Source organism: Ensifer sp. LC384, from assembly GCF_001695865.1.
In the GTDB taxonomy this organism is placed as follows: domain Bacteria; phylum Pseudomonadota; class Alphaproteobacteria; order Rhizobiales; family Rhizobiaceae; genus Ensifer.
Genome location: NZ_MBST01000023.1, coordinates 43,063 through 57,511 on the forward strand (window position 1 = coordinate 43,063; position 14,449 = coordinate 57,511).

Genomic DNA, 14,449 nt, shown 5'->3' on the forward strand with positions numbered 1-14,449 from the left:
CGATGCATCAGATCGACAAGATAGACCGTAGAATTCTCAACATCCTGCAGGCGGATGGCCGGATCACCAATCTGGAGCTTGCCGATCGCATCGGCCTGTCGCCGACGGCAACCAGCGAACGGCTGCGCCGGCTGTTGAAGGAAGGGTATGTTTCGGGCTTCGGCGCCCGCCTCGATCCGCAGAAGCTCGGCTTCGGCCTGCTCGTCTTCATCGAGGTCATGCTCGACAAGACGACGCCCGATGTCTTCCACCAGTTCGCGATCGCGATCAAGCAGGCACCGGCTGTTCTGGAATGTCACATGGTCGCCGGCGGCTTCGACTATCTCGTCAAGACCCGCTTCGAGGACATGGCAGCCTACCGCAACTTCCTCGGTCAGGTGCTCTGGACGCTGCCGGGGGTCAAGGAAACCCGCACCTACGCGGTAATGGAAGAGATCAAGAACGACGGGCCGCTGCCGCTCGTCTGAGGTGAGACAAGAATTGCCCCAGGAGCCGACGGGATCCTGGGGCAAACACTTCGGTCGAGCGCCTTAAACAACGCGCTTACGCGGCGTCGAGCGACGCCATGTCGATGACGAAGCGGTAGCGCACGTCGCTCTTGACGACCCGCTCATAAGCTTCGTTGATCTCTTGGATCCTGATCGTTTCGATCTCAGAGACGATGTTGTGCTCGCCGCAGAAGTCGAGCATTTCCTGGGTCTCCTTGATCGAGCCGATCATCGAGCCGGAAATGCTGCGGCGAGCCGGAACCAGCGCGAAGGCATGAACCGGCACGGCATTCTCCGGAATGCCGACCAGCACGAAGTCGCCGTCGATCTTCAGAAGATTGAGGTAGGCGTTCCAGTCGATCTCGGCCGCAACCGTGCAGATGATCAGGTCGAAATGACCCTGAAGCGTCTTGAAGGTTTCCGGATCGTTGGTGGCGTAATAGTGGTCGGCGCCGAGCTTCAGCCCGTCTTCCTTCTTCGACAGGCTCTGGCTCAGCACCGTCACCTCTGCACCCATGGCGTGGGCGATCTTCACGCCCATGTGGCCGAGGCCGCCCATGCCGACGATCGCGACCTTCTTGCCGGGACCGGCCTTCCAGTGGCGAAGCGGCGAATAGAGCGTGATGCCGGCGCACAGCAGTGGTGCTGCCGCATCCAGCGGCAGGTTTTCCGGAATCGACAGCACGTAGCCTTCCCTCACGACGATGCTGTCGGAGTATCCGCCCTGCGTCGCGGTCTTGCCGTCCGCCTCGACGCCGTTATACGTCACCACCAGACCCGGCAGGTAATGTTCCAGGTCGAGGTCGCGCGTCGCGCAGGTGGTGCAGGAATCGACGAAGCAGCCGACGCCGGCGCGGTCGCCCACCCTAAACTTGGTGACTTTGGAGCCGACGGCGGTGACGATGCCGACGATTTCGTGGCCAGGGACCATCGGGAAGACCGAGTTGCCCCATTCGTTGCGTGCCTGGTGAATGTCGGAGTGGCAGACGCCGCAATATTTGATGTCGATCACCACGTCGTCGTCGCGCGGCTCGCGACGTTCGAAGGTGAAGGGCGTAAGCGGTTTCGACGCATCGGTCGCCGCATATCCTCTTGCAATGGCCATCAGTCTGTCCTTCATTTTGGGAGATGCGAAAAGCCGGAGCGTTCCCGGCAGATCGCAGCAAGGACTATGGGTGCGCCGACCGCAAAGCGTTAGAGCGATCCTGCAAAGTTTTTGCACGATCCTGCAAGATTGAGATAGACGTCCTGGAGTTGGCACGCCGAGGCCCTATCTGAGCATCGCCTCAGACAATGCTAAGCCGCTGGAAAGACAGAAGATTATGACAGCCACGCGACAGACCTCCCGCCCCGAGATGATCGACGTCATTGCCCGGTTCGCCGAAACGGACGGCGACCACATGACCGGCATTTCCGGTCTGACACTCCATCGTCATGGCGGCGACGCCCCGGTCAACTGTTCTGCCTACAGGCCAAGCCTGGCGATCATCGTGCAGGGCGCCAAGCGCGTGATCCTCGGCGAGGAAACGCTGATCTACGGCGCATCCGACTATCTGTTGACGTCGATCGATCTCCCCGTTCTCTCCCAGGTCTGTCAGGCCTCTGCGCAAGAACCCTATCTCAGCATGGCCTTCACGCTCGACCGTGGCAAGATCCAGGCGCTGGTCGCCTCGCTACCGCAACTGCCGGCGCCGGCGGCGACGGCGCGCGGCATGACAGTCAGCAAGATCACCGCCGACCTCGAAGATGCGGCGCTGCGCCTGCTGCGCCTGCTTGAACGGCCGGACGATACCCCTGCCCTGTTGCCGCTGATCGAACAGGAGATCCTTTACCGCCTGCTGACCGGCCCGCATGGCCATCGCCTGCGACAGATGGCGACCGCCGACAGCCAACCGCATCAGGTCGGTCGCGCCGTCGCCTGGCTGAAGGAGCACTATTCCCGGCCACTGCGCATCGACGACCTGGCAAGCCGCGTCAGCATGAGCGTTTCGTCGCTGCACCACCATTTCAAGGCGATCACCGCGATGAGCCCGTTGCAGTACCAGAAGCAACTGCGGCTGCAGGAGGCGCGGCGCCTGATGCTGGAAGAACGCCTCGATGCCGGAGATGCCGGCCATCAGGTCGGTTACGAGAGCCAGTCGCAGTTCAGCCGCGAATACGCCCGCCACTTCGGCGAGCCGCCGATGCGCGACATCGGCCGCATGCGCCGCACTCTGGTCGAACGCTTCGCTGGTGAGGCGGAGATGCTGAGCGAAGGCTGAGGCGCTAAGCTTTTCCAGGAAAAGTGCGTAGCGGTTTTCCGTCAGGATATGCGTAAAAACAAACAGGGAGCTTTCGATAACTCCGCCTAAGACGGAAAGCCCCAGAACCTCAGCTTCTTTCGATATCCCGCCTGAGCACGATCGACGTCGTCAGGTCCTCGACATTGTCCATGGTCGCCACCTCGTTGCGCAGTTCGTTCAACGCATTGATGGAACCGACCTCGACCTCGACGACCAGATCGAGCTGGCCGCTGACGGACGAAACCTTGCGTACTGACGAGAAGCCGGCGAGCCGATCGAGCACGCCGATCGATGGCGTGCGCTGCAAAGTGACGAGCAGGAAAGCCTGAATCTGCCCCTCTTCAAGCTGCCCGATATCGGCGCGGTAGCCGCGGATGATGCCCGCCTTTTCCAGACGGGTGACGCGCTCCGTCGTTGCACTTCTGGAAAGCCCGATCCGGCCTGCCAGCGACTTCATCGGGATGCGCGCTTCCCGCGACAGGATGCTCAGGATCGTCCGGTCGATCGCGTCGATGTCCTGCATGGTTTCCGCCTCCGAGTGCGCCGACAAGATGACGGTTATTATAAACATAATGCCGGTGCAACCGGCATATTGCCGGATGCATGCGTCGGCCGCTCGTGCAACTCTGCCTGTATGACGAGGGTTCCCATGAACGATATGCTGAAGACGACACCAGACTTTTCCATCGACCAGGCGGCGGCACTGCTCCAGCAGCATTACGGCCTCGCCGGTACGCTTTCGCTGCTCGCCAGCGAACGCGATCAGAACTTCAAGGTCGAGGCAGCAGACGGCGCCACCTATATCCTGAAGATCGTCAATGCCGCCGAGCCTGAAGTCGAGAGCGACTTCCAGACCGCGCTGCTCCGCCATGTCGGAACCTTTGCCGCCGAATTGCCGGTGCCGCACATCCGACCGACATCGGCCGGCAGCAGCCTTGCCGAAACCACCAGCGCCCACGGCGTCCGCCACAGGTTGCGTCTCGTCAGCTGGGTCTCGGGTGTCCCGCTCGCCGAAACCGGTCGCAGCGCCGGCGCGCTCCAATCGCTCGGCCAAATGCTTGGCCGCTTCGACGCCGCGTTGAAAGGCTTCATGCATCCGGGCGCGCTGCGCGACCTCGACTGGGACATTCGCAGGGCCGGCCGTTCCAAGGACAGGCTGGACCATGTTGCGGCCCCTGAAGACCGGGCGATGCTCGAGCGTTTTCTTGCCCGCTTTGCGAGGACGGTGGAGCCGAAACTGGCGACGCTGCGTTCGGCCGTCATCCACAACGACGCCAACGACTGGAACGTGCTCGTCGACAAGGCCGATCATGACCGCATCTCCGGGCTGATCGACTTCGGCGACGCGCTCTATGCGCCCGTCATCGCCGAGGTTGCAATCGCGGCCGCCTATGCCGGTCTCGACCATCCCGATCCGATCGGCGCCACGGCCGCGATCGCCCGCGGCTACCACACGGAATATCCGCTGCTCGAGGAAGAAGTCGATCTGCTCTTCGACCTCATCGCCATGCGGCTCGTCACCTCGGTGACGATCTCGGCCTCTCGCCGCGCCCACACGGCCGACAACCCCTATCTCGCCATCAGCGAAAAGCCGGCCTGGACGCTGTTGCGCAAGCTCGACCGGATGAACCCGCGTTTCGCCACCGCGATCCTGCGCAAGGCCTGCGGCTTTGCGGCAGCCCCCGGCGCGCATGGCGTTACTGCCTGGATCGCCGGCAACCGCAAGACGCTTGCGCCGCTGCTCGAACGCCCGGCTGCGACCTATCCAGCAGCCCTCGTGCCCTATGGCGACCCGAACCATCCGATGACGGTGAAATCCGCCGGCGAACAACCGGATGAAGCGCAGGCGATCTGGGAAGACTATTGCCGCGAGAACGGCATCGATCTCGGCGTCGGTCCATGGGGCGAGCCCCGCACCGTCTATTCCGGCGAGATGTTCGTCTCGCGGCTGATCGAGAATACCCGCCGTACCTGCCATCTCGGGCTCGACCTGTTCATGGCGGCCGGCACCAAGGTGTTCACGCCGATCGCCGCCACGGTCGTCAGCGTCGAGATCGAAAAAGACCCGCTCGGTTACGGTTGCCTGATTGCGCTTCGTCACGAGCCGGAGGGCTGCCCGCCCTTCGTGTCGCTCTGGGGTCATCTGGCGCACGAGGCGATGGGCCGGATCAAGGCTGGCGACCGGCTGGAAGCCGGCGCGCTCGTCGGTGAAATGGGTGCCCCAAAGGAGAACGGCGGCTGGGCGCCGCACCTGCACCTGCAGCTTTCGATCGATACCAGCCTTTCGGCTACCGAAATCCTCGGCGTCGGCGAACCGCAATATCTCGACGTCTGGGGCGAACTCTTCCCCGATGCGCGCACCTTTGCCGGCATTGCCGAGGAGTTTTATACCAAGAGCGGTCGTGCGCATGACGAGATCGTCAAGCTGCGCAAAGAATTGCTGCTGCCGAACCTGTCGATCTCCTACGAGAAGCCGATCAAGTTCGTGCGCGGCGAAGGTGTCTGGCTGATCGACGACAGCGGCCGCGCCTATCTCGACTGCTTCAACAATGTCTGCCACATCGGCCACGCCCATCCCGCAGTCGTCGAGGCAATGGCCAAGCAGGCGGCGATCCTCAACACCAATACCCGCTATCTGCACGACAACATCGTCGCCTATGCCGAACGGCTGACGGCGACGCTGCCTGGGGAGTTGACGGTCGCCGGCTTCGTCAACAGCGGTTCGGAGGCAAACAGCCTGGCGCTGCGCCTGATGCGCACGCATACGGGCCGCGAAAATGCGATTACGCTCGACTGGTCCTATCACGGCACGACGCAGGAGCTGATCGACATCAGCCCCTACAAATTCCGTCGCAAGGGCGGCAAGGGCCCGAAGCCCCATGTCCATGTCGCTGCCGTTCCCGACAGCTATCGCGCGCCTGCCGACTGGCCGGCCGAGGAACACGGCAAGCGTTTTGCCGAAAGCGTCGCCGAACAGATCGCCGCCATGCAGGCGAAGGGCGAAGGCCCCGGCTTCTTCATCGCGGAATCGATCCCGAGCGTCGCCGGCCAAGTGTTCCTGCCCGATGGCTACCTCAAGGAGGTCTACCGCCTGGTGCGCGATGCCGGCGGCGTCTGCATCGCCGACGAGGTCCAGGTCGGCTTTGGCCGCGTCGGCAGCCATTGGTGGGCCTTCGAGACTCAAGGCGTGGTCCCCGACATCGTCACCATGGGCAAGCCGATCGGCGACGGCCATCCGCTGGCGGCCGTCGTCACCACCCGCGAGGTCACCGACAGCTTCAACAACGGCATGGAGTACTTCAACACTTTCGGCGGGAACCCGGTTTCCTGCGCCGTCGGCCTTGCGGTGCTCGACGTCATCGAGGGGCAGGACCTGCGCGGCAACGCATTTGCCATCGGCAACTATCTCATCAACTCCTTCCGGGCGATGCAGGCGCGTTACGAGGTGATCGGCGACGTCCGTGGCATGGGGCTGTTCCTCGGCATCGAACTGGTCAGCGATCGCAAGACCAAGGCGCCCGCCACCGAGTTCGCCCGGGCGGTTTCCAACGGCGCACGCCAGCGCGGCGTGCTGATGGGCACCGAAGGGCCGCATGACAACGTCTTGAAGATGCGCCCGCCGATGATCTTCTCGAAGCGCGATGCCGACCATCTGCTCGCGGTTCTCGAGGAGACCTTTGCGGATGTGAGCAAGAAGCTCGGCTGAGGTCGAGCAGAACAACGCCGAAACCAAAACCAGTTGGCCGGGACGCGCACGCGCCCCGGCATCGAAGACGCATGCCTTCATAACAGCATAACAAGAGGAGAACAGGACAATGAAATCAGGAATTCTAGCACTTGCCAGTGCGGCATTTCTGGCCGGAACGGCCGCAAGCGCCGCCACGCTCGATGTCGTGAAAGAACGCGGCGAGCTTCGCTGTGGCGTCAGCCAGGGCGTGCTCGGCTTTTCCGCGCCGAACGACAAGGGCGAATGGAGCGGCTTCGACATCGACTTCTGCCGCGCGGTCGCCGCCGCCGCGCTCGGCAACCCGGACAAGGTGAAATATGTGCCGCTCTCGACCAAGGAGCGCTTCACCGCGTTGCAGTCGGGCGAAGTCGATCTGCTGTCGCGCCAGACCACCTGGACGCTGTCGCGCGACAGCGATCTCGGCATGAGCTTCGTCGGCGTCAACTACTATGACGGCCAAGCCTTCATGGTGCGTAACGACCTCGGCGTGAAGAGCGTCAAGGAACTCTCGGGTGCCTCCATCTGCACGGAAACCGGCACGACCACCGAGCAGAACATGGCCGACTACTTCAGCTCTAACAACATCCAGTACCAGGTCATCGCGTTTGAAAAGCCCGACCAGACGGTCCAGGCCTTCAACACCGCACGTTGCGACGTCTATTCGACCGACGCCTCGGCGCTCTACGCCCAGCGCCTGACACTGAACGACCCGGACCGCTTCGTCGTGCTGCCCGAAGTCATCTCGAAGGAACCGCTCGGACCGGCCGTTCGCCAGGGTGACGAGCAGTGGTTCAAGGTCGTGCGCTGGACATTGTTCGCGATGATCGAAGCCGAAGAGCTGGGCATCACTAAGGAGAACGCCGCCAAGCTGCAGGAAAGCGGCACCGTCGGCCAGAAGCGCTTTCTCGGCATCGACAACGAGGCCGGCAAGGCGCTGGGCCTCGGTCCGACATGGGCCTTCCAGGCGATCTCCGCCGTCGGCAACTACGGCGAGGTTTTCGAAAAACATCTCGGCAAGGACAGCGCGCTCAAGATCGACCGCGGCCTCAACAAGCTGTGGAGCCAGGGCGGTCTGATGTACGCGCCGCCGGCGCGCTGATTGCACGCTCCACGCCATCGAACGCCGCGGGCTCCTCCCCGCGGCGTTTTTTTGTGTTGGCACCCGGCGCAATCGTCGGCGACGGCAAGCGGTGCGCCCGCCCCGCGCTTGCGTTCCTTGGACCGGTTCGTCGCCACAGGGCATTCGCCGGAAAGAATACCCTTCAAGCAAATGCAAAGGCCGCGAGAGAAAACCCTCACGGCCTTTGCTTTCGAGTTGAAATGATCGCTCTGGCGATCAGAGCTTGACGATCGTCTTGCGCGCAAGCAGCCCCTGCGGCGCGAAGAGAAGCACGCCGATGACGAGCAGGATGGTGAAGGCATCGCGGTAGCTGAGCAGGCTTTCGGGCAGATAGGCCTGCAGGAACACCTCGATGAAGCCGAGCAGGAAGCCGCCGGCAACGGCACCGGAAAGGCTGCCGAGCCCGCCGATGATCGCGGCGATGAAAGCCTTCAACACCGGCAGGAAACCCATCAGCGGATCGACGCTGCCGCGTTGCGCCACCCAGAGAATGCCTGCCACACCCGCCAGCAGGCCGGAAATCGCAAAGGCAGTCGCCACCACGGCATTGGCGCGAATGCCCATCAGCCGGACGATGGCGAAATCCTCAGACGCCGCGCGCATCGCCCGACCGAGAACGGTCGTGCGCAGGAAGAGGTTGAGCCCGACGAGCATGATGACGGTGACAAGGATCGACGTGCCCTGGATGAGGCCGAGATGGAGACCGCCGATCTCGATCGTTCCGGAAAAGCTCTCCGGCATCGGCACCGGTTTCGGCCGCGCCGAAATGAAATTCTGGAAGATGACGCGCAGGATGGCGCTGACGGCAAAGCTGGTGAGAAGCAGCGTCGTGCCGCTGGCACCGCGCACCGGCCGGAAGGCGACGCGCTCCATCAGCATGGCGAGCACTACGGCAATCATCAGCGCGCCGAAGATGGCGAGCGGGAACGGCAGGCCCAGCAGCAGGGCGAAACATAAGCCGTAGCCGGCCGCCGTCATCAGTTCGCCATGGGCGAAATTGATCAGCCCCATGATCGAGAAGACGACCGCGAGCCCAAGCGCGAGAAGCGCATAGGTGCCGCCGAGGCTCAGCGCGTTGACCAGTTGCTGCAGGAACATGTCCATCGTTGTGACCTCTTTGCCCCCGGCCTCAAGCGCCGAGATAGGCACCCTGGATTTCGGTTGAGTTGCGAAGCTCGGCGGCGGTGCCGGAGAGCACGATGCGCCCGTTCGCCATGACATAGCCGGCGTCGGCGATTTCGAGCGAAAGCGCGACGTTCTGCTCGACGAGCAGGATCGTCAGACCTTTCTGGCGCAGACCGGCGATCAGGTCGAAGATCAGATCGACCACCTGCGGCGCCAGCCCGAGCGACGGTTCGTCGAGCAGCAGCAGGTCGGGCGACGACATCATCGAGCGGGCGATCGCCAGCATCTGCTGCTCGCCGCCGGAGAGCGAACCCGCTTTCTGGCCGAGGCGCTCCTTCAGGATCGGGAAGCGTGACAGCATGTCTTCGCGCACGTTGGAGATCGCGCCGCGCGCCTTGTGCATGGCGCCGCCGAGCAACAGGTGTTCGTCCACCGTCAGGCTTGGAAAGATGCGTCGGCCTTCCGGCGTCAGCGTCATGCCGAGCCTGACGATCTGTTCCGGCGGCAGGCCGGAAATGTCCTGGCCGTTGAAGGAAACCCGCCCCGCCTTCTTTGCCGCCAGGCCCACCAGTGCATTCAGCGTCGAGCTCTTGCCGGCACCGTTGGCACCGAGCAGCGTGACGATCTGTCCCTTGCCGACGGTGAGATCGACGCCCTTCAACGCCTCGACGGCACCATAGGCGACCTTGAGGCCGCTGACCTCGAGCAAGGGCTTCTGAGCTGGAATTTCACTGTGCATCATCGGGGCAAAGTCCTTGCCATGGATTGCGAAGCGGCCAGTTGCGGCCGATCGATCTCCGGCACCCTTGCCGGAGACCGCAAGCGGCGACGGTTCAGGGGGCCGGAATATCGGCCGCGGCCGGAACGCCCTGGCTGATCAGTTCGCGGTTGCCGCCTTCGATGCGGACCAGCGAGACCGAGCGCAACGGCATGCCTTGCGTGCCGGCATAGCTGATCGGGCCGGTAACGCCCTGGACGTTTTCGAGCGAGGCGATGGCGTTGCGGATGGCGACCGGGTCGATGCTGTTGGCTTCGGTCACCGCTGCGTCGATGACCTTGCCGAGATCGTAGCCGTTGGCGATGTAGACGGTATCCGGCACTTGGCCGAACTTTTCCTTGTACTTGACGTTGAAGTCGGCGAGCGGGCTGCCTTCACTGGCAAAGCCGGCCGTGGTGAAGACCACGCCGTCGACGGTGGCGCCAAGGCCGAAGGTCGTCGGCGAGTCGATGCCGTCGCTGCCGAGGATCGGGATGGTCACGCCAGCACCGCGCAGCTGGCGGATGAAGGCCGGGAAATCGGGCTCGTAGGCAGCGGTCATGATGACATCGGGCGCCGGGTTCATCGCCTTGATCTTGGTGACTTCGGCGCCGAAATCCTGCTGGCCCATGCTGAACGTGCCTTCGCCGAGAAGCTCACCGCCCTTGGCCTTGAAGGCTTCGCCGAAATATTCCGGAAGCTTCAGCGTATAGGCGCTGTCAGGAGACTTGAGGATATAGGCCTTCTTGTAGCCCTTCTCGACGGCGTAGGTAGCAAGCACCGAGGCCTGGACGTTGTCGGCGGGATAGTTGCCGAACATGTAATCGCCGACGGCAAGCGGCATGGTCGGGGTCGTGGCGCAGAACGAGAAGGCCGGGATTTGCGCTGCCTGCGTCACCTGGCCGGCGGCGATCGACGGATCGGCATCGCAGGGCGTGATCATGATCTTGACACCCTGATCGACCAGCTCCTGCGCCACCAGCGCCGTCTGGGCGGCGTCGGAGCGGGTATCCTTGGCCACCAGCTTGATCGGGAACTTGCCGGCAGCGCCCCCGGCCGCGTTGATTTCCTCGACAGCCATCTCCAGGCCCTTCAGCGACGGTTGGTCGTAGGGAGCAAGGCCGCCGGTCTGGGCGGTGGCAAGGCCGATGACCAAGTCCTCGGCAAGCGCCGGCAGTGGCGACAGCACGAAGCCGCCCAGTACGGTGGTGAGGCACAGGGCCCTAAGGTTCGATTTCATCGGTAAGCTCCCTCTTTCTGATTTCGTTTGCTGATCAAGCTGGATTGTGAAGGCCGCTGGCGCCTGCCTGGGGGCCGGTAGTCTCGACGGCGCCGCGGGGCGCCTGCGCCGACGAGCGGCGACGGCCGATATACGCTTCGATCACATGGGGATTGGCCTGGATCTCCGCCGGCGTGCCGATGGCGATCTGCTGGCCCTTGTTCAGGACAACGACGATGTCGCAGAGCCGCATGATCAGCTTCAGGTCATGCTCGACGACGAGCAGGCCGAGGCGGTATTTCGTGCGGATGCGGTCGAGCACATGCATCAGCTCCTGCGTTTCGGCAGGGTTCATCCCGGCCGCCGGCTCATCGAGCAACAGGTAGCGCGGCTTCAGAGCCAGCGCCCGGGCGATCTCGAGACGACGTTGCGCGCCATAGGACAGCGTACCGGCAAGCTGATCGGAAAAGCCGTCGAGCCCCACCTCGGCCAGCACCAGCCGGGCGCTTTCCATAGGGTCCTCGCCACTGCCCTTCAGCGCGCTTGCCGCCACCGTGACGTTCTCAAGTACGGTCAGGTTCTTGAACAGGCGGATATTCTGGAAGGTACGCGCAAGGCCAGCAACCGGAACGGCGTGGACCGGCAGCGATGCGATGTCCTTGCCGTCGATTAGCACGCGGCCGCTCGACGGCGGCACGACGCCCGAAACGCTGTTGATCAGGGTCGACTTGCCGGCTCCGTTCGGGCCGATCAGACCGGTGACCAGGCCCGGTTTGATCTCGAAATTGGCGTTTTCCAGCGCAACGAGGCCGGCGAATTTCTTGCCGAGATTCTCGACCTTGAGCGTTCCGCCCGGCGGGATAGCAGCAATCTTTTGCGTACCGTCAGAGGATGTCGCAGCCTTCGGGGTAAAGCGCTTCAGCCAGCCAAAACGCTCGTCCAGCTCCCTGACGCCGAAGAGCCCGTCCTGCAGGCGGTACATCACCACCAGGATCGCGACGCCGATGCCGATATCCGTGAGACCAAAAACGGTTGGCAGCGTGACGAAACCAAGATCGACGCCGCCTTCGAGTTTGCGCAGAAGCTCGACGATCAGCATGATCACGGCCGTGCCGCCGACGGCACCCGAGACGGTGGTGACGCCGCCAAGTATCAGCATGGCGAGCAGAACGAAGGTCAGGTTGAAATAAAAGTCCTTGGGCGAGAAGGCGCCGAGGAAATGGGCAAGCAGCGCGCCGGCCGCACCCGCCAGAATAGCGCCGAGCACCCAGCCGACAAAACGATGGAGCTTGACGTTGACGCCGACGGCAGTCGAGGCGATCTCGTCCTCGCGTGAAGCCCTCAGCTTCAAGCCCGCGCTTGAATCCCGATAGAGACGGGCAATGGCGATTGTGGCCACGGCAAAAGGCAGCGCCACCCACAGATTGACCGCGCGCGGAATGCCGAAGAAGGTCTGGCTGCCACGGGTGATGTCGGTCGAGGCGACGAGCACGACATGGACGATCACGAGAAAACCGAGCGTCGCAATCGACGCCGACGATCCGGCAAGGCGCGCGACGGGAATGCCGATGAGGACGGCAACCAATGCCACGACCACGAGCGCCACGGCAAGCGCCGGCAGGAACGGCATGCCGATGCCGGCCAGCCATTCCGGCAGGTGCGGCAGCGCCGTCTTCTGAACGATCGGGTTGATGGTCAGAAGGCCCGACGCATAGGCGCCGATCGCCATGAAGCCGACATGGCCGAAGGAAACGATGCCCGAATTGCCGGCATACATACCGATACCGACCACCGCGATCACGTTGATCATGAACAGCGTAACGAGGCGCTCGCCGCTGCCTGGAAAGGCCAGCGAGGCGACAGCAGCGGCCAGCAAAAGCGGCAACGACGTTAAAAGGATACCGACGACGGTTTCTCGCCTGACGCGAACCATCTGCATTCCCCCGAATTGTCGGCCCGCCGTTGTTTTTGGCTCGGGCCAGTTCCCGAAATGAAAGTTATCTCTTCTCGATCAAATGTCAATCTTGTTTCAAAAAACATTCTCTGCTAGCAATTATGTAACAAAAATTAGAAACTGGGGTTCAAGCCATCATTTTTGGGAGGCGGAAATCGTGGCAATCCGGGATCGACTGACTGAAGGGGCTATTACCTTCACGCGATCGGAACTGAAGATCGTGCGGCAGCTCCTGTCGAACTATCCGGCGGCGGGACTGAATACCGTTGCCTATCTGGCCTCGTCGGCGGGGGTCAGCAATCCGACCGTCGTGCGCTTTGCCAACAAGCTTGGTTTCGAGGGTTATCCTGAGTTTCAACAGGCGCTGCTCGGCGAAGTGCAGGAGCGCATGAGTTCGCCGCTGTCGATGCTGGACGAGCGCCGTCCGTCGCTGGAGCAGGAAAATTTCTACCAATACTTCCTGCGCGCCAGCATCCATGCACTCGAATCCTCGATGCAGATGTTGCCCTCGGAGGATTTTGAGGCAGCGGTCGATGCGGCCGCCGACACGAGCGCCCGCGTCCATTGCCTCGGCGGCCGTTTCAGCGGCTTTCTCGCCGGCCTGCTCTGGTCGCATATGAAGCAGCTGCGCGGCGACACCCGCTGGATCAACGGCAGCCAGGCCGATCAGGTCGACCAGCTCGTCGATCTCGGCAAACGCGACGTGCTCTTCGTCTACGATTACCGCCGCTACCAGAACGACACCATTCGCTTCGCCCGGCGGGCGGCCGCACAGGGCGCACGCATCGTGCTGTTCACCGACCGCTGGCTTTCGCCGATCGCCGATTTTGCCACCGTCACGCTGACGGCACCGGTCGACACCGTCTCGCCCTATGACACGATGGTGCCGGCCATCGCCCAGACCGAAGCGCTGATCGCCGCGCTGACGGCCCGTCTCGCCACCCAATCACGCGCCCGCATCGAGAAGATGGAGGAGCTGCGACGCGGCTACGCCATCACCGAAGATGCCCTCAACCCGAACGTCGACGACGGCCGCTGACACGCTTGCCGAAAGGCAAAAACCACAACCGAGGAGAATCCCAATGAGTGCCGTTACAGTAAAGGTCGGGGACGACATGCTAAGACGCGACAGCGACTACGAGCGCGGCCGCACCTCCGTGCTGTTCGTCGACATGCAGCGCATCTGGTGCGAACCCAATCTTGATCCGACCCATCCGCAGGACGCCGACAGCTACTATCACAAGCGGCTGCGCCAGACCGTCATCCCAAACCAGGTCCGCATCCTCGAAGCCGCGCGCAAGGCCGGTTGCGAAGTGCTGCACACCGTCATCGAGAGCCTGACGCTTGACGGCCGCGACCGCTCGCTCGACCACAAGCTGTCCGACATGCATGTGCCGAAGGGCTCGCCCGAGGGCCAGGTCATTCCCGAACTGGCGCCTGTAGACAACGAGATCGTGCTGCCGAAGACGTCTTCCGGCGTCTTCAACTCCACCAACATCGACTACATCCTGCGCAACCTCAACACCCGCTACCTGATCATCGCCGGCGTCATCACCGACCAGTGCGTCGACATGGCCGTGCGCGACGCCGCCGACCGCGGCTATCTCGTTACCGTCGTCAACGACGCCTGCGCGACCTACAGCCCCGAGCGCCACGAAGGTGCCCTTCGCGCCTATTCCGGCTACTGCTGGACCACCGATACAGACACCGTCGTCAACCGCCTTCATGGCCTGCGCCAAGCCTGAGCCGCCGTCGAAAATCTTGAGACAAGAGGGGA

Annotated in this window: 12 protein-coding genes; 6 read left to right on the forward strand and 6 right to left on the reverse strand. The window is 63.1% G+C overall.

Features of this window, described 5'->3' with window-relative positions; all coding sequences use genetic code 11:
- Positions 1-2: 2 nt before the first annotated feature.
- Positions 3-467 (forward strand): Lrp/AsnC ligand binding domain-containing protein, encoded by a 465-nt coding sequence (locus BC363_RS17905; RefSeq protein WP_053249735.1) that lies wholly within the window; start codon positions 3-5, stop codon positions 465-467.
- Positions 468-543: 76 nt separating this feature from the next.
- Here BC363_RS17905 and BC363_RS17910 read toward each other — a convergent pair whose 3' ends face one another.
- Positions 544-1,593: an NAD(P)-dependent alcohol dehydrogenase gene (locus BC363_RS17910; RefSeq protein ID WP_065781122.1), complete on the reverse strand. Its 1,050-nt coding sequence runs from the start codon at positions 1,591-1,593 to the stop codon at positions 544-546.
- 217 nt (positions 1,594-1,810) lie between these two features.
- Between BC363_RS17910 and BC363_RS17915 the strand changes: the two genes are divergently transcribed.
- The gene (locus BC363_RS17915) at positions 1,811-2,749 is read left to right on the forward strand and encodes an AraC family transcriptional regulator (protein WP_065780867.1); all 939 of its coding nucleotides are present in this window, start codon (positions 1,811-1,813) and stop codon (positions 2,747-2,749) included.
- Between the two features lie 109 nt (positions 2,750-2,858).
- On the opposite strand, the gene BC363_RS17920 is transcribed toward BC363_RS17915, so the two are convergent.
- Complete coding sequence (locus tag BC363_RS17920; RefSeq protein WP_065780868.1) at positions 2,859-3,341, reverse strand: Lrp/AsnC family transcriptional regulator; 483 nt, start codon at positions 3,339-3,341, stop codon at positions 2,859-2,861.
- A 78-nt stretch (positions 3,342-3,419) separates the two neighbouring features.
- Between BC363_RS17920 and BC363_RS17925 the strand changes: the two genes are divergently transcribed.
- A complete protein-coding gene (locus tag BC363_RS17925; RefSeq protein WP_065780869.1) occupies positions 3,420-6,476 on the forward strand; it encodes an aminotransferase class III-fold pyridoxal phosphate-dependent enzyme in 3,057 nt (1,018 codons plus the stop codon).
- Between the two features lie 109 nt (positions 6,477-6,585).
- Positions 6,586-7,596, forward strand: coding sequence for an amino acid ABC transporter substrate-binding protein (locus BC363_RS17930; RefSeq protein ID WP_065780870.1), 1,011 nt, complete (start codon positions 6,586-6,588; stop codon positions 7,594-7,596).
- A 237-nt stretch (positions 7,597-7,833) separates the two neighbouring features.
- On the opposite strand, the gene BC363_RS17935 is transcribed toward BC363_RS17930, so the two are convergent.
- The 4 genes from BC363_RS17935 to BC363_RS17950 form a co-directional block, all read right to left on the reverse strand.
- Positions 7,834-8,721 carry a branched-chain amino acid ABC transporter permease gene (locus BC363_RS17935; RefSeq protein WP_171986865.1) on the reverse strand — a complete coding sequence of 296 codons (888 nt, stop codon included), beginning with the start codon at positions 8,719-8,721 and terminating at the stop codon, positions 7,834-7,836.
- Between the two features lie 25 nt (positions 8,722-8,746).
- Positions 8,747-9,484, reverse strand: coding sequence for an ABC transporter ATP-binding protein (locus BC363_RS17940; RefSeq protein ID WP_141690363.1), 738 nt, complete (start codon positions 9,482-9,484; stop codon positions 8,747-8,749).
- Between the two features lie 91 nt (positions 9,485-9,575).
- Complete coding sequence (locus tag BC363_RS17945; RefSeq protein WP_065780871.1) at positions 9,576-10,739, reverse strand: ABC transporter substrate-binding protein; 1,164 nt, start codon at positions 10,737-10,739, stop codon at positions 9,576-9,578.
- Positions 10,740-10,773: 34 nt separating this feature from the next.
- Positions 10,774-12,651, reverse strand: coding sequence for a branched-chain amino acid ABC transporter ATP-binding protein/permease (locus tag BC363_RS17950; RefSeq protein WP_065780872.1), 1,878 nt, complete (start codon positions 12,649-12,651; stop codon positions 10,774-10,776).
- 178 nt (positions 12,652-12,829) lie between these two features.
- Between BC363_RS17950 and BC363_RS17955 the strand changes: the two genes are divergently transcribed.
- Both BC363_RS17955 and BC363_RS17960 read left to right on the forward strand, forming a co-directional pair.
- Positions 12,830-13,711 carry a MurR/RpiR family transcriptional regulator gene (locus tag BC363_RS17955; protein WP_065780873.1) on the forward strand — a complete coding sequence of 294 codons (882 nt, stop codon included), beginning with the start codon at positions 12,830-12,832 and terminating at the stop codon, positions 13,709-13,711.
- A 43-nt stretch (positions 13,712-13,754) separates the two neighbouring features.
- Entirely contained in the window at positions 13,755-14,417 is a 663-nt protein-coding gene (locus BC363_RS17960) for an isochorismatase family cysteine hydrolase (protein WP_083222454.1), read from the forward strand.
- The last annotated feature ends 32 nt before the right edge of the window (positions 14,418-14,449 follow it).